Source organism: Paenibacillus sp. cl123 (assembly GCF_900101595.1).
Classification (GTDB): Bacteria; Bacillota; Bacilli; order Paenibacillales; family NBRC-103111; genus Paenibacillus_G.
The window spans coordinates 654,429-671,906 of sequence record NZ_FMYY01000001.1 but is presented as its reverse complement, the minus strand read 5'-3'; the positions used below and the strand labels follow the sequence as shown (position 1 = coordinate 671,906).

General features: G+C 52.8%; 18 protein-coding genes and 1 riboswitch. Of the genes, 6 read left to right on the top strand and 12 right to left on the bottom strand.

Annotation, left to right across the window (positions count from 1 at the left end; genetic code table 11):
- Positions 1–74: 74 nt before the first annotated feature.
- The gene (locus BLR08_RS02945; RefSeq protein ID WP_072328145.1) at positions 75–1,274 is read left to right on the top strand and encodes a THUMP domain-containing class I SAM-dependent RNA methyltransferase; all 1,200 of its coding nucleotides are present in this window, start codon (positions 75–77) and stop codon (positions 1,272–1,274) included.
- 106 nt (positions 1,275–1,380) lie between these two features.
- On the opposite strand, the gene BLR08_RS02940 is transcribed toward BLR08_RS02945, so the two are convergent.
- The 4 genes from BLR08_RS02940 to BLR08_RS02925 all read right to left on the bottom strand — a co-directional run bounded on the left by BLR08_RS02940 (position 1,381) and on the right by BLR08_RS02925 (position 3,841).
- Positions 1,381–2,298, bottom strand: coding sequence for an exopolyphosphatase (locus BLR08_RS02940; RefSeq protein WP_072328144.1), 918 nt, complete (start codon positions 2,296–2,298; stop codon positions 1,381–1,383).
- Positions 2,299–2,595: 297 nt separating this feature from the next.
- The gene (locus BLR08_RS02935; protein WP_072328143.1) at positions 2,596–2,895 is read right to left on the bottom strand and encodes a hypothetical protein; all 300 of its coding nucleotides are present in this window, start codon (positions 2,893–2,895) and stop codon (positions 2,596–2,598) included.
- Between the two features lie 91 nt (positions 2,896–2,986).
- A riboswitch (cyclic di-GMP riboswitch) is annotated at positions 2,987–3,080 on the bottom strand.
- Between the two features lie 207 nt (positions 3,081–3,287).
- Complete coding sequence (locus tag BLR08_RS02930; protein ID WP_072328142.1) at positions 3,288–3,509, bottom strand: YuzB family protein; 222 nt, start codon at positions 3,507–3,509, stop codon at positions 3,288–3,290.
- A 29-nt stretch (positions 3,510–3,538) separates the two neighbouring features.
- The gene (locus tag BLR08_RS02925; RefSeq protein WP_072328141.1) at positions 3,539–3,841 is read right to left on the bottom strand and encodes a heme biosynthesis protein HemY; all 303 of its coding nucleotides are present in this window, start codon (positions 3,839–3,841) and stop codon (positions 3,539–3,541) included.
- A 237-nt stretch (positions 3,842–4,078) separates the two neighbouring features.
- Here BLR08_RS02925 and BLR08_RS02920 point away from each other — a divergent pair, with 237 nt between their 5' ends.
- Entirely contained in the window at positions 4,079–5,191 is a 1,113-nt protein-coding gene (locus BLR08_RS02920) for an AI-2E family transporter (protein ID WP_072328140.1), read from the top strand.
- Positions 5,192–5,208: 17 nt separating this feature from the next.
- Here the strand turns inward: BLR08_RS02920 and BLR08_RS02915 are convergent, their stop codons facing one another.
- The 8 genes from BLR08_RS02915 to BLR08_RS02880 all read right to left on the bottom strand — a co-directional run bounded on the left by BLR08_RS02915 (position 5,209) and on the right by BLR08_RS02880 (position 13,560).
- Positions 5,209–5,442: a hypothetical protein gene (locus tag BLR08_RS02915; RefSeq protein ID WP_072328139.1), complete on the bottom strand. Its 234-nt coding sequence runs from the start codon at positions 5,440–5,442 to the stop codon at positions 5,209–5,211.
- Between the two features lie 143 nt (positions 5,443–5,585).
- Positions 5,586–6,800 (bottom strand): M14 family metallopeptidase, encoded by a 1,215-nt coding sequence (locus BLR08_RS02910; protein ID WP_371117072.1) that lies wholly within the window; start codon positions 6,798–6,800, stop codon positions 5,586–5,588.
- 61 nt (positions 6,801–6,861) lie between these two features.
- On the bottom strand, positions 6,862–7,671 hold the full coding sequence (racE, locus tag BLR08_RS02905) for a glutamate racemase (protein WP_072328138.1): 810 nt from the start codon (positions 7,669–7,671) through the stop codon (positions 6,862–6,864).
- Positions 7,672–7,806: 135 nt separating this feature from the next.
- On the bottom strand, positions 7,807–8,889 hold the full coding sequence (locus BLR08_RS02900) for a polysaccharide deacetylase family protein (RefSeq protein WP_072328137.1): 1,083 nt from the start codon (positions 8,887–8,889) through the stop codon (positions 7,807–7,809).
- Positions 8,890–9,099: 210 nt separating this feature from the next.
- Positions 9,100–9,558: a disulfide oxidoreductase gene (locus tag BLR08_RS02895; RefSeq protein ID WP_072328136.1), complete on the bottom strand. Its 459-nt coding sequence runs from the start codon at positions 9,556–9,558 to the stop codon at positions 9,100–9,102.
- A gap of 120 nt (positions 9,559–9,678) precedes the next feature.
- The gene (locus BLR08_RS02890) at positions 9,679–10,956 is read right to left on the bottom strand and encodes a glucose 1-dehydrogenase (RefSeq protein WP_072328135.1); all 1,278 of its coding nucleotides are present in this window, start codon (positions 10,954–10,956) and stop codon (positions 9,679–9,681) included.
- On the bottom strand, positions 10,953–12,995 hold the full coding sequence (locus BLR08_RS02885; RefSeq protein ID WP_072328134.1) for a glycoside hydrolase family 15 protein: 2,043 nt from the start codon (positions 12,993–12,995) through the stop codon (positions 10,953–10,955). The genes BLR08_RS02890 and BLR08_RS02885 overlap by 4 nt, the downstream gene beginning before the upstream one ends.
- Before the next feature lie 127 nt (positions 12,996–13,122).
- Positions 13,123–13,560, bottom strand: coding sequence for a hypothetical protein (locus BLR08_RS02880; protein ID WP_072328133.1), 438 nt, complete (start codon positions 13,558–13,560; stop codon positions 13,123–13,125).
- Between the two features lie 424 nt (positions 13,561–13,984).
- On the opposite strand from BLR08_RS02880, the gene BLR08_RS02875 reads away from it, so the two are divergent.
- The 4 genes from BLR08_RS02875 (at position 13,985) to BLR08_RS02855 (ending at position 17,473) form a co-directional block, all read left to right on the top strand.
- Entirely contained in the window at positions 13,985–14,656 is a 672-nt protein-coding gene (locus tag BLR08_RS02875) for a helix-turn-helix domain-containing protein (protein ID WP_072328132.1), read from the top strand.
- Positions 14,657–14,822: 166 nt separating this feature from the next.
- Positions 14,823–15,161 (top strand): hypothetical protein, encoded by a 339-nt coding sequence (locus BLR08_RS02870; RefSeq protein WP_143014323.1) that lies wholly within the window; start codon positions 14,823–14,825, stop codon positions 15,159–15,161.
- A gap of 118 nt (positions 15,162–15,279) precedes the next feature.
- Entirely contained in the window at positions 15,280–15,933 is a 654-nt protein-coding gene (locus BLR08_RS02865) for a hypothetical protein (RefSeq protein ID WP_072328130.1), read from the top strand.
- An 892-nt stretch (positions 15,934–16,825) separates the two neighbouring features.
- Positions 16,826–17,473, top strand: coding sequence for a hypothetical protein (locus BLR08_RS02855; RefSeq protein WP_072328128.1), 648 nt, complete (start codon positions 16,826–16,828; stop codon positions 17,471–17,473).
- Positions 17,474–17,478: the final 5 nt, after the last annotated feature.

The window sequence follows — 17,478 nt, the reverse complement described above, 5'->3', positions numbered from 1 at the left end:
AATCGCCTATACTAGGTTATTGTATGGCTTTATGCCAAGCAGTTCAACTCGTCCGATTCGGAGTGAAACCTATTATGTCTTCCTCTTCACCTATTCAATTGATTGCCACCTCGCCGATGGGTCTCGAAGCCGTCGTCGCCCGCGAAGTGCGGGAACTCGGATATGAGCAGGTCAACGTGGAAAACGGCCGCGTGAGCTATACCGGCGATTTTCTTGCGATTTGCCGCTCCAATCTTTGGCTGCGCACGTCGGACCGGGTGCTTGTGCGGATGGCCCAGTTTGAAGCCAAAACCTTCGATGACTTGTTCGAAGGCGTCAAAGCGCTTCCATGGGCCGACTGGATTCCCGAGGACGGCGAATTCCCTGTCGAGGGACGTTCCCATAAATCTCAGCTTTCCAGCGTCCCTGCCTGCCAGGGCATCGTGAAGAAAGCAGTCGTCGAAAGCATGAAGCAGCGCTACGGCACCGAGTGGTTCCGCGAGACGGACGGCCGTTACGTCATCGAGGTATCCCTGCTCAATGACATCGCGACCATTACGCTGGATACGACGGGGCCAGGTCTCCACAAGCGGGGGTACCGCAAGCTCGCGACCGAAGCTCCGCTCAAGGAAACGATGGCTGCCGCGATGGTGCTGCTCAGCCGCTGGCAGCCTCAGCAGCCGCTGTACGACCCGTTCTGCGGCTCAGGCACCATTCCTGTCGAGGCGGCGATGATCGGGTGGAATCTGGCTCCTGGCCTGCGGCGCAGCTTCAACGCCGAGAGCTGGCCTATCATCGGCGAAGAGCTGTGGGAGCAGGCCCGCGAAGAAGCCTATGACGCCGTCAAGGACGATATCCCGCTCCAGATCGGAGGCTCCGATATCGACAGCAGCGCGATCGAAGTCGCCTTGGCTTCGGCCAAAGCCGCCGGACTGGGCAATGATCTGTCCTTCAAGACAATTCCCGTAGCCAAGGCGCTTCCGGCCGGCGATTATGGCTGCATCGTGACGAATCCTCCATACGGAGAGCGGCTCGGCGATCACAGCGAAGCGGAACGGGCGCTGCGTCAATTCGGCCAGATGTACAAGCAGCTGCCGACCTGGTCTGCGTATATGCTGAGTCCAAGCAAACAGCTCGAGCACTATCTCGGCCGGCCGGCGGACAAGAAGCGCAAGCTTTTCAACGGACGCATCGAGTGCAACCTGTTCCAGTTTTTCGCTCCAGGCGGCCTGTACGGCTGGCGCAAGGAATCGTCGAGCCAGCCGGACGAGGGCAAGAACGACCGGAGGCCATAGCTCCAAACCACGACTTCCCGCATGAAGCGGTCCGCGGCTTACAGCGAAACAGCCTTGATCTATGCCGGATTGCTCCGGATCGATCAAGGCTGTTTCTTTGCCTCGGCTAGCCGTTACGCTTCATCGTCTCGATCAAGCTCGCAAGCACCTCGTTCGCTTGCTCATATGCGATCTGGCATGTGCCGGCGGCCTGATGGCCACCGCCTCCATGCTCCAGCATGAGCGCTCCGACATTGGTCTGCGATGTGCGGTTGACGATGCTGTGGCCGCAAGCGAATACGCAGTTCTGTTTATTGCGTCCGTCCACGACCCAGATCGAGATGTTCTGATCCAGGTACAAGGCATACACCATAAACCGGTTGCCCGGGTAGATCGTCTCTACATTTCTCAGATCCGTTACGATCACGTTGCCGTCCGTGCGCGTGTACTGAGCGAGCATCGCTCTGTATTCCTGATCCAGCTCCCAATACCGCTTAACCCGCTCCTGCACGTCGGGCAGCTGAAGAATTTCTTCGATGCCCATATGTGCGCAGTGATCGACCAGCTCTTCCATCAGCTGATAGTTGCTGATCCGGTAATCCCGGTAACGCCCCAGACCTGTCCGCGCATCCATGATAAAGGAAAGCAGATCCCAGCCCTGCGGGTGAAGGATGTCCTGTGCGCTGAACTGGGCGGCATCGGCTTTATCCACTCCGGCCATGATGTCATCCAGTCCGGCGCCGAACCGCTCCCTGCCTCCGTAATAGTCGTACACGACGCGAGCGGCGCTCGGCGCAACCCTAACCTCTCCCTCGAACTCAGCCTGTTCCCCGTTCCGCTCAAGCTCGCTGGAATGATGGTCGAACCAAAGTCCGCAGCCCGGCACATAAGGAACATTAGCCAGAATGTCATCGGAAGTTACCTCGATAAGACCGTCCTGCATATCCTTGGGGTGAACGAACTTCATCCCGTCGATCATGCCAAGTTTTTTGAATAGCATCGCACATACCAATCCATCGAAATCCGAACGCGTAATCAGCCGCATGCAAATCCTCCCGCTTATAGTCCGCAAGAACTAGATGTAATATGATCTTATTATAATCGCTGCCTCCTTGGCGCACAATAGCCAGTCCTTGTTCAGACAGCAAAAAAAGCCCTGCAAAGCGGGCGTTTGCTTCGAAGCCGACTCCAGGTACTTTGCGGAGCCCAGCTCCAGCTCATAAATGCTGTAACGTCAGAAACGGCCGTCTCATACATCCGGCCGCGCGGCCGCCTCTTGCTTAAAAAAGGCGTCCGAACGAAGCGTTACTGCACGGAGCGGCCGTATCTGCGTTAGCCAAAATCAAGCATGCTTCAGCTTCTGCGGGCGGCAAAGCAAATAATCGAATAACGGAAGGAACAGGTCTTGCTCCGCTTCGCATTGAACGGAAAGCTTCACCTCGCCCTTCCAATAAAAGGTCAGCATTTGGCGGCTGCGTCCCCGGATCATTTCAACATCCCAATGAGGGCTGGTCAGTTCATAGATTTCTTTATTGACAAACAGCTTCGGTCCTTCCGAAGACAAAAATACGCCGATGAAATTACCGCCGATTTTCGTGTAAAAGCCTTGCTTGCTCATGATGCTGCGTTCCTGATTAACCATCGGTTAGGCCTCCCTGCAATTTACGGCAAAAACGACTCCCGCCCTCAGTACTGGAGTCGCCTCGGCATACAGCCCAACATTCGCTCCGTCCTTCGGAAACTGGCTGGCATCACGCTTCGTTCTAAGCGTCTAAGCCCCTGTAGCTTTGCGTCCTCAGGCTTTCGCCCGGTTTGCCTTTATTCGAGTACGTTCGAGTCCATTTTCGCACCATATTGTTCTTTACTAAGAATAAAAGATACGAAGAAGAGTATACATAATTCTTTGTGACTATTTTTTCGTAATAAATAAGGACTTTTGGATCATTTCTCGGATGAAAAGGACCTTTTGTACGTTTTTCTTCCCACGCAAACAGCCCTGGGTCTGAATCCCAGGGCTGACGGCGGCTAGCCATGCTATTTTATATACTTGCTGGCTTTCTCGATAGCCTCGTCCTCGGTTGCACCCGTCACATACCTGCCATTGATAAAAATGAAAGCGAAACGAGAGCACGGGCCGCAATATGACTTGCAGCCTACTTTAACATCTGCGTCGGGCGCCAGCTTCTGCAGCTTGGACACCGCTGTCTTCATCTTCATGTGCTTGCACTTGTCGCAAACGCGTATATCGTTAGCCATGCGGCCATCCCTTTCTTAGCGCGGCCTGATCAATGGTCCCCGTGATTACCCTTGCTTGGATTCGTAACGGCAAAGCCTTCTTCCGGCACATAAAAATAGTCGACGCGAACGCCGTCGAGCAAGGGCTCGTCCTTCTGGAGAATGACTTCGATACCGCTGTCCGTCGCTACAACCTCGTCATTGTCGGTAGGCGTGTCCATCCCCATGCCGTAGTGAGCATGATCTCCATGCTTGTGCGTGATATAAACACGAAGCTTCAATTCCTTGTTCTCTTCCTTGTCGATCTCGGCCAGCAATACTTTAGCCGCATTGCGCGATATTTTACATTTCATCGTTCAGTCACTTCTCCCACTCTGCGTTTCCCCTTATTGTATAAAAACCTTGCGCCGAAAGCAACCGCCTCTGCGTTGAAACCACCTCCGCGCGCTCCCCGTATTGCACAGTGACTTGCGCAGAACCCAGGAGTCTTTTAATATGAAGGAAATGGATGCAAACTTGTTCTGAAAAGTGTAAGAAAGCTATGGTCTGCCGTCAGAGACGCGCTTGACCGGAAAGGCTAAGGTGAACGGATGATTTCGTTTTATCGCAAATATTACAAGACGATCTTCGATATGGCGCTGCTTGTGTTGACCGTGTACCTGTTTATGTTCGTATTCAGCCACGTGTACAACATAGCCAAGCCTATTTTTATCGCGTTCGTCATTTATCTGATCAATGAGCCGCTGGCGCGCTTCCTCAATCGCCGGGGACTGCCCAAATCGATTGCGGCTGCCATCTCGACGCTTGTATTCGTCATCGTCATCCTCGGAGTCATCGTCGGAACCGGAGCCATCTTCACCACGCAGATCATCTGGCTGGCCGACAAGCTGCCGGATTATGCGGTCGTGCTGGAGAAGGAGATCATGAACCGCACGGGACAGCTGCAGAACCTGATCGGCACATTGCCGGTAGATCTGAATCTCGTAGAGAAGGCCAAGGAATACTCCGTCGATATCATACAGAAGGCTACGGCGCTCGCAAGAACGTTCCTGATCAGTCTGTTCGGTATGCTGACCTCGTTTTCCACGTTCGTCGTCAACTTCGCGATCGGCATTATTCTGGCTTATTTCCTCAGCATCGAGATTCAGTCCTGGAAACGGATCGCGTCGGAGAAAACGCCGAAAACCTTCAAGAAGGCGTTCCAGTTTCTGCGGGAAAACGTATTGCTCGGCATCGTGACGTATATTAAGGCCCAAGCCAAGCTGATCGGCATCACCTTTGTCGTCATCTTCATCGCCCTGCTGGCGCTCGGCGTCGGCAACGCCTTCTCCATCGCCCTGCTGTCGGCCATTTTCGATGTACTGCCGCTGCTCGGCGTATCGACACTGTTCATTCCTTGGATCATCTACCTGCTCGTCGTAGGTCAAACCTCGCTTGCGATCTGGCTGGCCGTGCTGCTAGCCGTCGTCATCGGCACCCGGCAGATCTTGGAGCCCAAAATTACGGGCGATTCGCTGGGCGTGTCCGCCTTCACGATGCTGTCGTTTATGATCATTTCGCTCAAGCTGTTCGGAGTGGCCGGGCTTATTCTGTCACCCGTGCTGATCATCTTGATCAAGGCACTTTACGAGCAAGGTTACCTGAAGAAATGGATTCGCATGCCTGCGGAAGAATATGAGTCCGATCCGGCCGCCATCAAATAGCTTGTCAGCCTGTCTCGCTATCCGCCGTACTTGCGCTCCGCACGGTTTGTGAAGCCGTTCATCAGCAGCAGCGTAAACGCGATATCATCGATCGGCATGAACGGCAGCAGATCCGGCGCTATCCAATAGATGAGCGCCGGCAAGGCGAAGAGCAGCTTTTCTCCCAAGGGCACCCGGGAAGAGAGCATCAGCGGAATAATCCGGCGGAACACATGACCCCACTCACGCAGCGACCAGATACGTTTCAGCATGGTTCTCAAACCTCCTTTTTATTTTACTATACTTATCTTACCCTAAACTCGTTCCAAGGGCGGCGCAACGTTATCATACTGCCTCCCGCCTTCTTGAGAGCGCAAAAACCGCCGGTACGCAATATCCCGGCGGTTTTCCTTGTTCAGACAAGCAGCCCTTCAACGAGCAGCGGCAGCAGCTCTTGATAGATTAATCCGAATTGCTGAAGCGGCAGCGGATTAACGCCATAGCCTGCTTCAATTGTAAATCCCGGCCTCCCGTACTCGCGGATAAACCAGTCCTTGTAGCCCGCGTCGCTGCCTGTCAGCTTCACGGCCTGGTATCCGCTCAGCTCCTCGAACCGCAGCGCCAGCGCTGCCGACTCCTCCGGCTCGTAATCCCGGTAATTCCAATAAATTTCCCTGCCTTGCGTATGAAAGGCCATGACCAGACGGAAGTTCCGCTCTGCCGTAAAGTCGGCCATTGCGATCGCTTCCGGCTCGGAGAGCGGGCACAGACCTGTATAATCGCGCGGTCCGGGGCCCGGCACATCCCTGCGATCACGCTCCGTCTCCCAATAAGCCGGGAATTGATCGTTCAGGTCCACGCCGCGGATATTCGCTTTCCAGCCCGAGAAATCCGCCGACCCTGCATTCCAGGCGATCAGCCTCTCGTAATACGGATGATCAGGGGAAGCCCCGCGTACAACAAGCTCGACGCCATCCGGATTAACCATCGGCACAACCCATAAGGACACCTCTTCCATCAGCCGCGACGCATCGCGCCCAGCCAACGGCCTCCCGCTTGCAGCCGCAGAAGCAAACTGTTCCACAAACCGCATAAGAAGCAGCGAGGTGATCCATTCATTGGCATGGAATGAGCCATTGTAATGAATCTCCCGCTCGCCACGACCGATCCGTACATAAGGGATAGGAGCTCCGAGCGCGCTGCAGCCGATCGTCCCGGTCTCGAGCAGCGGGTATTCCCGCTGAAGCTGCTCCAGCTGCCCAGTCAGCTCCTTGTAACCATATACGCCTTCCACCGCTCGTACGAGACAATAAGACTGCGGCAGGGCAAGAGGTTGTCCGATGCGCAAACGACGCGGATGAACGCCCGGATTTGCCCCGAGCAGCTCATCGACCTCCAGACGAAACCGTCGGGCTACCTCCTCCAGCGTATCCCCGGCCTGCACCGCGTAGCTGCATGCAGGCAAGATTGGAATACGGACGGCAGCCCCCGGCTTCATCCCCGTCTCAACCGGTCCACCCGGTTCGTTGTTCACCTGCATCAACTGCTCGACCGTCAGCCCATACCGCAACGCGATGCGTTCCCAAGTGTCTCCGCGCCTGACTACGTAAGGGAAAGTCATATCCTGCATACACCCCCGGCATCCTGTCCGTGCCGCAAGCGGCACGTATATCCGAGCATATGCCGCAGGTTTATATAATATTCGGAACCTGCCAGACGACCGGCGTTACCCGGATCTGTTCATTCAGCCAGCTTTGGGCGATCATGCGGAACATGGCCGGATCGCCGCTGCAGAAAAATTGATGCACCGGTATCAAGGGGCTGTTGGCCAGCATGCCCTTGTGGTACAGAATCGTACTCACTTCGCGCGCCGTCTCATCCGCCGAGCTGATCAGCTTCACCCCGGGTCCCATCACCTCAGAGATCGCATCGGCGAGGAAGGGATAATGCGTGCAGCCGAGAATCAGACAATCCAGCGGCAGCTTGCCCAGCTCAGCCAATGCTTCCGTCACAACCCGGGTAGTCTGATCCGACCGGAACAGGCCCCGCTCCACCAGCGGTACGAATTGGGGACAAGCCTGGCTCACCACCTGGATGCTGGGCGATATTTGGCGAAGCGCTTGCTCATATGCGCCGCTACGTATCGTTCCTTCTGTGCCGATGACGCCGACGAATTGATTTCTGGTTGATTTGATAGCCGCCCGCGCTCCCGGATGAATGACGCCGATAACGGGGATCGGCAGCCGGGCCCTGATTTCATCAATGGCAACAGCTGTCGCCGTATTGCAAGCGATCACGATCATCTTGGGCTGATATTGGAGCAAATAATCGACGATTTGATGCGTAAACTTGATGACTTCTTCAGCCGGCCTCGGTCCGTAAGGCGTCCTGGCCGTATCGCCGAAGTAAAGGATTTTCTCTTGAGGCAGCTGACGCATGATCTCCTTAGCCACCGTTAGTCCGCCGACCCCTGAATCCAATATGGCAATCGCTTGCTGCACGTGTGTTCGCTTCCTTCATCATAGGATGTTGTAAGACTTGATGCTCTTCTTCTAGAATATGTATGCGGGTGAGGAAAGGTCACCATGGACTTGCCCGGTGAACGGGTGTCACGTCATGCCTCTCCCCACCCTCTGTTATTGCGGCGGCTCGATATCGTCCAGCAGCGCCAGCGTATAACCGGCCTTCTGAATGGCCTTGATAATCCGGTCCAGCGCCTCGATATTTTCCGGAGAGCCTTGGTGCATCAGAATAATATTGCCGTCATGCAGATTATTCATGATGTCGTTATAAGGATCGTCGGCGCCGTTCTTTCGCGGCTCCCAATCGCGCATGGCCGTGGACCAGAACACCGACGTATAGCCCATGTCCGACACCAGCTCCAGCAGATGCTTGCTGTATTTGCCGTAGGGGAAGCGGAAGAAAGGCCGCATGTCTTCCCCCGTTACTTCCTTGTACAGCTTCTCGTAATCCCGGATTTCATTGCGTACTTCTTCGTCCGTCTGCGTATTCATGTCGGAATGCGTCATCGTGTGGTTAGCAACCAGATGACCGTCCTTCACCAGCTGGCGGATATAATCAGGATTCTTCTTCACATTGTAGCCCGCGATGAAAAAATTGGCTTTGGCGTTGTTATCCTTCAGAGCCTTCACCAGCGTAGCGATATCGCCGAGGTCTCCGCCCGTGTCGATAGTCAAATATACCTTTTTGCCCGTGCCGACCCACAGCGCCTTCATATCGTCCGTAAACGTCTTGGTTTCGCCGGGAAATCCGGGGACCTGGCCTTTGTTTTTCTTCATATAATACCAGGAAAGCTCCTTGCGATCGCCGCTCTTCGGCCCTTGCGGCTTCTTCACACTGGTCCCCGCACCGGACCCGGTTGCTCCGGAAGCCCCGCCACCATATACGGAGCCGGTCGTCGTTTCCTTATCAGTTGCCTTGGGCGCGGGCGTTTTTTTGTCCGCAGTCGGGACAGGCTCGGAAGAAGCCTCGGCCTGCGCAGGCGGCCGTCCCGGCTCCGTCTCAGCGCTCCCCGAAGTGACAGGGTTAGCCGGCGGGCCGGGCACGATAGCGCTGTCCGTATCCGGCGTCGCCGCCGGCTGTTCGGAGACTGCTCCCAGGCGATCCCCTTCCTTGACTTTCTCTCCGTTGTCACCGCTGCAAGCGGTCAAGCCGCATGCGAGCACAATGCCTATCGCCAAGGTGCGGTATCCGGTCATGATGTCTCCTCCAGTCGCGAAAGCCTTGACTCCAGACGGAGAAGGCGATACGGATTATGTAAGCGGGTTAGTCTATGTACCAGTATACTAGACGCGTCCGGCCGCGGCGAATGATGATTGGCTCACGGCAGCCTGATGGACCCGTAGTCCGGATTGTCTCTCATCCAAGCGCATTTCCAAATGTATGACAGCTTCGTATCGGCGGGCGATCTAGCCTTCCGAGCGAACCCCTTTGCCGGCCTCTTCCCGTCCGGCAGCCCACAGCAGCAGCATAAACACGCTGATCAGCGCGAATGCGACAAGAGCCAGGAAAGGGATCGTCACGAAACCAAACCAATCGATATAATCGACATCGCAAGGCACCAGGCCGCAGGCTTTGGCCCCGTCTTTGAATAGTCCTGTCTTCTGCATCAGATAATGATAAAGAGAGATGCCAAGCCCCCAGACGGACAAAGGAAGCACGTACAAATAGATTCGCTTGTCCTTCCGTACGGCCGCGATACCAAGAATGACAGCCAGCGGATACATCAAAATGCGTTGATACCAGCACAGCTTGCAAGGTGCGTAATGAAGAATCTCCGAGAAATAGAGGCTTCCCAGCATCGCCACAAGCGCGACTACCCAAGATAGATGCAAGCCGTTTTCACGAATGAAAGGTTTCCAGTTCATAGCTTCGCTCCCTTATCTTTCATATCCTATGGAATCAATCTATTATATCACTATTGATTGGCTCCATGAAAGAATGCCGAAGCCCCAATTGGACCTATCGTCCAATCGGGGCATTCGGGTTCAAACGGAGAAGCTGTAATCGACTTCAGCCGCAGCAGGCTTCGCCAGCGTTGCCCACTGCTCAGGCGAGACGAAGTCGACAACCGCCTTGATGCCGATCCGGCTGAAGTCCAGTCCGGGCAGCTGCTCCAGCGTAAGCCGTTCCGTCACCAGCTGATCCAATACGCCCGGGAATAATTCTTCCATCCGCTTCAGCCGGTACAGACCGGTCTCGAAATCTTTGCGCGAAGCGTTGACCGAACCGACGATGCACTTATTTTCCAGCACCAGCTCCCGGTTGATCTGATCGGCCGGTATCTTGATGCTGGCGCTTCCCGGCGTAACCCCGAGAAGCGCCAATACGCCGTTGGGTCCGAGCGCGCTCATCGCATCGAAGGCGAGCGGGCTGTATCCGGTGCATTCCACGATCAGATCGGCCCGCTTTCCTTGCGTCTGAAGAAAGGCGGCCAGTTGAGAAGCCGTCTCCCCGTCATAGGCGTTTTCCACTTCACGAGCCGTACGATCCGGCCGCGCTCCCTTCCCGCCTCCTCCTGCTTCTCCCCGCTCTTTACCCGCCTGCCAGACATCCGCTTGCTGGTACGTGGCTCCGCACCGCCTGACAATATCAGCTGCTGCAGAGTCAGAAGGGGTCTTCGACCAGACCAGCGTCTCCAGCCCCAAGCAGCGGCAAGTGAGCGCGGCCAGCAGACCAAGCGGGCCGGAGCCCAGGATGACCGCCGTCTTAGGCTGCCACACCAGTCGCTGCTGGATGCGCTGCACCTCATCCCATACCTTCTCCACAATACTTTGCGGCTCCGTCAGAACGCCATGGCGGAGCTGTGCATAAGGGACCTTTACAAGATAACGCGCATCCTCTACATAATAATCGGACATGTACCCGTGAGCTCCCTTGATCCCACGCTCCAGATAATGGCCGCTCTCGCAATAGTCCTGCTTCCCATTGCGGCAGTTGACGCACCACGGCTCTGCGCAGGGCCGCCTCACCAGCGCGGAGACCGCATCTCCGGGATGCAGCCCCGTAGCTGGATCGGCTTCCTCGACGACGCCCAACGACTCGTGTCCGATCACGAGCGAATCTTCGCCCATCGGCGGCAAGCCGTACTTCTCCGTCATGATCTCGCGGTCCGTACCGTCAAGGCCGACGCAGAGGACTCGCACCAGCACATCCGATGCCGTGCTCCGCCGGGGCTTCTCCATGTCGCCGTACGCCAGCTTCGGCCCCTCCCCATGCGTCGCTTCAGAGGCCGCGTTCAGCCCTGTTACCCTGACTGCTTTCATGGTTGCTGCCTCCCGGAAGGGGTGAGCAGCTTCTCATCGCTCTGATCCTCCTGCCCCTTGCGCTGGTGCCGGAACCACTTGAGCTTTGACACATACTCCTGCGTGACCTTGACAAATGAAGCATGCGACCAGGTCAGCGGCGATACGGACAACGGCTCTCCCGTGAAGGGATGCACCTGCTCAGCGAGCGCTCCTGAAGGAAGTGCATGTGCCATCGTCCAGCGCAGCAGCTCCTCGGCTTCCTTCAGCCCGGCGGCATCTTTGGCAACGGCGATCACGTACTCCGCGTACCACAGCGTGCAGATAAACCATGGATTGCCGGGCACTCGCTCTATATCCTTCGTCACTTGATGATAATAATCATTGGAATACCGCGCGAGGCCGCCCACTTCCGTTTGAACCCACAGCTTCTCGCGAATAGCTTTCATCGTGGCGGCCACTCCCGGATCGTCCGCCTGGACCAGGCCGAAGTCGAACACCGCATACATGCTGGCATCCAAAGTAAGATCGGGCTCATAGGTTTCTCTCTCGGCATTCCAATACAGCGAACGGATAAAGCGGCCCGCTTCCTCCGAGTACAGATGCTTTTCAGCCGCTTGCTTGATCCGGAGGGCATCCTCACGGAACCGGAGCGCGCGCAGCTTGTCTTCGAAATATTCCGCGAATGCAGCCGCGGCCATCAGCCCGCCGTATACGCTCGCAACCGTAAACAGATGTACCCCATATCTCTCTTCCCACAGATCATAGGACGGCAGAGGAAGGCCGGACGCATCCTTGTAGCCAGCCATAAAGTTGGCGGCGGGAATAACAAAGGACTCGTAATCGCTGCGCGCTTCCTGGATTGTGCCGGCCAACCGGTGATGATGCCACAGCGCATACAGCACCAAGGCCGTCTCATCCTCCTGAATCGGGAATTGCTTTTCCCCACGCGCGTTGATCCAAGGATGCCAGCTGGAGCCGGGAGAGCCGTCCGGGTTGTATTTATGCAGCAGAAAGCCATCCTCCGTCAGCCCCTTGCGGCAAAAGTTGAAAAAACGCCGCGTCAGCGTAAAATAACCGGACCGGTCCAGCGCATGCGAGATCAGGGCGCCGTCGCGCGGCCACATATAGGAATACGTATCCCGGGCGAACTTCATTATGTCCGAATCGTTAGCCGCTACGATCGCTCCCCGGTTGTCCGTGTGAGCCCGGATGATGAGCAGACTGCGCTTATAGAACGAAGCAAGCTCCGGGTCAAGCAGATCCAGCTCATGACGATCCTGGGCCAGCCACTGCTTCCAATAATTATAGGTGCGCTGCAGCAGCGCATGAGGCGTTGCCTCGCGAACCTGCCGCTCCAGCTTGTTCACCTCGGCTGCGCTTTGTCCGAAGCAGACCCAGAACCAGGCCTCAGCCGTCCCTTCGGCTGGGAGCGTCAGCTCCAGCTCAATCGTGCCGTCTACGGAGCCTTGGGCGATCGGATTCCGTCCGAGCTGGCCGTCCTCCGCATCCCTCCATGTCCCTTCCAGCCTGTTCATTTCCTTTTGTCCGGTGGCGTAGGAGGAGGGCGCAGAACTTTTTCCTTCCGCTCCTCTGCAGGAAAGCGTCATATACCGGTGTCCCTTGTAGAACACCAGAGAGTTCAGATCCGGGTCATAGTAGACCGTGTCGCCGACTCCATTGCCGTACAGATGCAGGTCCAGATGGAAATACAGCTTCACCTGACGCTCGCGGTTCCATTGATTCGCCACCGTGACCTTGCGAACAAACACATTGTCCTGCTTGTCCACTCCGTCCCGCAGCAGCAGACTCAGCCCCAGGCGTTCGTGCTTGCACTCGACATTCGTGATCATCGAATCATTTAAATATCCGGCCTGCTTGCGCAGCTCGGGATGATCGATCCAGAAGAAATCCTCAGCCGTCCACACGCCAAAATGCGACAAATGATCAATCGCTTGATTCTCTTGGCCCACATAAGGAAAATAAATATCACGCAAGTTATAATGCGCATCGAAATTCATCAGTACATTCCCATTGCCAATCGGCAAATCTCTAGCCATCGTCGGCTCATCTCCTTCCTGCTCTACCTAATTTCCCCTCAGCCGGAATCGATTTATGCATCTGTCCGCAAATGAAAATAAAGCAGCCGGTCCTTTAAGGAACCGGCTGCTTTATTTTCGGACATGATTATTTATGCTTGCGGCCGTGCTTGACGAGCGTCATACGCCTGGAGTGCCGTAGCCATGAATAGTAAGCCTTCAGATCGCGAAGCTGGATATCCTGCGAGATTCGGCCCAAGAAGGTCACCACGATCAGCTTGTGAAGGGGGTTGCCTGCAATATCGGTCTCCTGCTTGAGTTCCATAAACTCGGCGACCATCACCAGATCTTCGTCAATGGTATACACATCTTTCTCATTGGCATAATAGGGCTGAATACGATTCGTTTTTAACTTATCCCATAGAAAGGCGCAAATATGTTCTATGGTCGCTTCCTCGGATTCCACACGTTCCGTCCATCTGCTAATTGCATGACTGGTGATGACAATATCCGCCACCTTATACCCGTTGAAAGGTACGTAGAAGGGTTCATAAGTGCTCCAACGATTCATCACCTTGTCTTTCATATATCATTTCTCCCCCTTCAGACCTATAAAGGTTGCTATTATTTATCGTATTATTGGTATTACATGCAGTCAAGTACTATTTAACTAGATTAACATTTTTTTAGAATTGCTATTTATTTTCATGTTATACTCCTTTACAATAGGTGTGAAAGCAGTGCCTCAGGACGGGTAAATCTTTACCTGATGCGGCCAAATTCCTTAAAGGATGACATGATTCGTTGCCGCCTTCCTTCCCTACCTGCTGACTGCTGTCGCTAGCAGCGGACTCTAGTAAATTTTACGTCGCTCATTAGGAATTATACCTATCCGGCTCACACAAATATATACGACCGCCCGGCGCAAAAAAAAATTGAACGCTGCAAGGGAATTCCTATTTATTTATGACAACCCGTCATTTACAATGATTGGAAAGGGGGCATTACTCATGGGTCAACCTATTGCTGATTTTGGAAAGTTTCTTGAATCACTCCGCGGCTCCATGTCGCTTCGTGAGGCCGCCAAAAAAAGCGGACTCTCTCATGCTTACATACGGGACCTGGAACTGGAGCGCAACCGCTCTACCAACGATCGGATCACTCCTTCTCCCGATACCTTGCAGAAGCTGTCCATCGCCTACAGCTATCCGTACACCGAGCTCATGATTAAAGCCGGGCATCTAAAAGACGGTGACGTCGTGTCAAGCCGAACAAACTTCCGGGAAGAGCTCGATCTCTCGCATGTCCACTATATCGAGATAGGAATTAAGGAAATTATTTACCACACGGAAGACTGCCTTGTGACACGCACGGTGGATTCTCTGCTGGATTTCAGCACGTTCATGGACAAGCTGGAAGAATACGGATTTCGCAAGCTGGACGCGGATCTGTACGTGAACTTCCATCATATCCGCAAATATGACGAGAAGCGGGGCAAGCTTTATTTCGATGAACAAGGGACGGGTCCCGAGGTCACCATCTCCGCTCTGCGGCAGAAGAAATATCATGCTCTGCTGATGCGCTATGTCGCCAATAATACGAACAAGAGCCTGGAATTTACGCTTGGCAAGACGGCAAAAGGAAAGCTGGCTCAGATTATCGAGGATCACGTGCAGTCATGATTCCCATGACTCCTGTTCTCTATATGATTTCTTACCCGTTTGTATGGTGGGCCTTTCTCACTTTGACACTCGGCTTATTATTTTCCGGTTTCGATTCGTATACTCCGTACTTGTTATCGCTGTCATCTATGTTTATTTCGTGGTTTTGGAGTATGTCTATAATCTCATGATCGCTCGTTTTGATTTGCAAAAAACGATATTTTACTATCAGAACGATAGGCTGATCGTGCTATTTCTCTTGCCAGCGACCGGGTTTCTTCTCTACATGATTCTTCACCGGTTCCGCTGGGGTTTCTCATTCACAGCAGCCCAGCTTGCCCGATCAGAAAATCATCAGATTCCAAGACGCTGGGTGCCTTTATTTTTCCTTGGATTTATCATGTCCCTCAACATCGGGATCAGCCTTTACTTTCATTCTCATTTCGTTCTTCCGATGATGCTTGGTTACGCTTGTATTGGAGCGACACTTTGGTTTCTCTGCTATCGGAGAGAACTCAGCGAATAGGTCCCGGACCTATGGATCATCAAATAGCCCTCTAGTGTCCATACCTATGGAGACGAGAGGGCTATGTACATGCGGAAACGAACCGGCGGGTCCGCCCAAAAAAGGATCGTGTGCGACCATGATTTCTATGACACCCGTGCTATACCTGATATCCTATCCGTTCGTATGGTGGGGGATTTTTTATCTGGTGCTTGGATTAAGCCGGCTGAGGCTTCGAGCCCTAATCCAGCCTCTGCTGGTTTCTACTATGCTGCTGTCGATGGTTTCCGTTGCGCTTCAGCTCAATGATCTGACTTATTTAACTGGAATAGTCCAGCCTGTATGTGCCATCGTATGTCTTTGGCTCTTATTTAAATTCAGGCTTGCTCATTCCATCCTGATCCTTTTCATCTCCTATTTCTGCATAGGAGTTCTGGAGTATGTAGTCAACCTTGTTTTGGCCAAATTTGATCCTCATACAGCTTTGTTATACTACCAAACCGATCTATTCATCACTCCGTTCTTGCTTTTTGCGAGCGGCTTCTTGCTTTATCAGCTCCTTCATTACTATCGCTGGGGGTTTACCTTTGTTTCACCTGCCCCTTCGAAGCTTCTTACCAGCTCTTTATCGGCCAGATGGATGCTCTTCCTGCTGCTGACGGCCTTCTTGTCTGCCAACCTGGCCTTTAGCATCTACTTTTATTCTCATTGGGTAGTCCCATCTATATTTGGCCACACAGCTATTTGGGGGACGCTTCTGCTTCTCAGTTATCGGCGGGAACTCCGAGAATAAGACGTCAGATTGCATTAAAGCCTTTCTTCCTTGCTTAAGGAAGGAAAGCTTTGTTTGTTTTTAGGAATTGGCAAATGAAATTAGACCGAGTAGACTAATGCAGAATCATTTTCCAGATATTTATAAATAGAAGGGGTTCCGTTATGTCTCATCTCATTCAATATATGATTGGATATCCTTTTATGTGGATTTCCCTTTTCTGTTTTGGTCTGGCTCTATGCAGACTCAAAGCCTCTGTATATAAAACCCAACTTTTGTTATCTATCGTGCCTCTCACTATATTCGGAGTTGGAATACAGTTCTACAATCTGGCCCAATGGCTTGGACTACTTCATCCACTGGCTTCAGCCCTTTGCTTCTGGGGAGTATTCCGGTTCCGGCTTTTTCATGCTTTTTTGGTCAGTCTAAGCATTTTTTCTAGCTCCGCATGCTCGGAAATTTTCTTTAATTGGTTTATTTTCGGGTTCCATTTAGAACGCTCGCTCTTCTATCAACATAATGACATTCTATTAACACCATTGCTTATATGTATTTATCACATAGGGTTATATTTTTTGCTCCATAAACTTCGTCTCGGCTTCACATTTAAATCTCCATCCAGAACCTCGTTACGGACTACCTATTCCCTTTCATGGAAATTTCTTAGCTTAAGCTGTCTCATTTTCTTTTTTTTAGCGGTATGGGATTTATTTAATTCTGGGCAACTGATGCTCATTTTTGCTATGTTCAGCATAATAAGTTGGGGAGCCTTGCTATATCTTTCATACCGCAAAGAAATCCAGGACTAGCGAAATTTGGAGAAGCAAATATTGGCAAACTCTTGGAAATCCATTAAACTCAGAACAGAAATATATAATTTTGGATTAATCAGCAAAATGAAGGAGTTTATTAAGTGTCAATAAGTGCTTATATAATTTCCTATCTCACCCTATGGACCTCCGTCTTAGCATTTGGCTTAGCATTATGCAGACTTAAAGTATCGAATTATAAGTATCAGATTATGTTGTCCACCATACCTCTCCCAATCATGGCGGTCGTTACTCAATATTTTAAACAAGCTCATTGGTTTGGGCTTTTGCAGCCCATTGCTTTGACTCTCTGTTACTGGAAAATCTTCAACTTCCGCCTATTTCACGCTTTTTTGGTGGGTTTGAGCGTATTTGCGAGCGGAGGGCTTTCGGAAACCTTTTTTAACTGGGTCATGGCCGGCTTTCATATCGAGCAATCTCTCCTTAACCAGCAAACAGATCGTGGCATTATGGCTGTACTAATGGCCGGTTATCATGTAGGGCTATACTTTATCCTACAACACTATCGTATCGGTTTTTCGTTTATAGCTCCTTCCAGACTGCCTTCCATAAATCAACAGACGTACCCGCGCAGTTGGCTATACTTGAACCTGGGGTTTCTTTGTTCTCTAGGGTTATTTAATCTTGCCATCTATTTTTCAAAGACTTTATATTTTGTTTTTGTGACCCTGAGTATCATTTGTTGGCTCGTCGTATTGTATATTTCTTACATCAAAGAAATCCATGATTAAGCACC

What these genes read in the sequence shown, in the direction of transcription:
- BLR08_RS02945 (WP_072328145.1), top strand. Translation starts at nt 75, where the DNA reads ATGTCTTCCTCTTCACCTATTCAATTGATTGCCACCTCGCCGATGGGT.
- BLR08_RS02940 (WP_072328144.1), bottom strand. Translation starts at nt 2,298, where the DNA reads ATGCGGCTGATTACGCGTTCGGATTTCGATGGATTGGTATGTGCGATG.
- BLR08_RS02935 (WP_072328143.1), bottom strand. Translation starts at nt 2,895, where the DNA reads ATGGTTAATCAGGAACGCAGCATCATGAGCAAGCAAGGCTTTTACACG.
- BLR08_RS02930 (WP_072328142.1), bottom strand. Translation starts at nt 3,509, where the DNA reads ATGGCTAACGATATACGCGTTTGCGACAAGTGCAAGCACATGAAGATG.
- BLR08_RS02925 (WP_072328141.1), bottom strand. Translation starts at nt 3,841, where the DNA reads ATGAAATGTAAAATATCGCGCAATGCGGCTAAAGTATTGCTGGCCGAG.
- BLR08_RS02920 (WP_072328140.1), top strand. Translation starts at nt 4,079, where the DNA reads ATGATTTCGTTTTATCGCAAATATTACAAGACGATCTTCGATATGGCG.
- BLR08_RS02915 (WP_072328139.1), bottom strand. Translation starts at nt 5,442, where the DNA reads ATGCTGAAACGTATCTGGTCGCTGCGTGAGTGGGGTCATGTGTTCCGC.
- BLR08_RS02910 (WP_371117072.1), bottom strand. Translation starts at nt 6,800, where the DNA reads ATGCAGGATATGACTTTCCCTTACGTAGTCAGGCGCGGAGACACTTGG.
- BLR08_RS02900 (WP_072328137.1), bottom strand. Translation starts at nt 8,889, where the DNA reads ATGACCGGATACCGCACCTTGGCGATAGGCATTGTGCTCGCATGCGGC.
- BLR08_RS02895 (WP_072328136.1), bottom strand. Translation starts at nt 9,558, where the DNA reads ATGAACTGGAAACCTTTCATTCGTGAAAACGGCTTGCATCTATCTTGG.
- BLR08_RS02890 (WP_072328135.1), bottom strand. Translation starts at nt 10,956, where the DNA reads ATGAAAGCAGTCAGGGTAACAGGGCTGAACGCGGCCTCTGAAGCGACG.
- BLR08_RS02885 (WP_072328134.1), bottom strand. Translation starts at nt 12,995, where the DNA reads ATGGCTAGAGATTTGCCGATTGGCAATGGGAATGTACTGATGAATTTC.
- BLR08_RS02880 (WP_072328133.1), bottom strand. Translation starts at nt 13,560, where the DNA reads ATGAAAGACAAGGTGATGAATCGTTGGAGCACTTATGAACCCTTCTAC.
- BLR08_RS02875 (WP_072328132.1), top strand. Translation starts at nt 13,985, where the DNA reads ATGGGTCAACCTATTGCTGATTTTGGAAAGTTTCTTGAATCACTCCGC.
- BLR08_RS02870 (WP_143014323.1), top strand. Translation starts at nt 14,823, where the DNA reads ATGATCGCTCGTTTTGATTTGCAAAAAACGATATTTTACTATCAGAAC.
- BLR08_RS02865 (WP_072328130.1), top strand. Translation starts at nt 15,280, where the DNA reads ATGATTTCTATGACACCCGTGCTATACCTGATATCCTATCCGTTCGTA.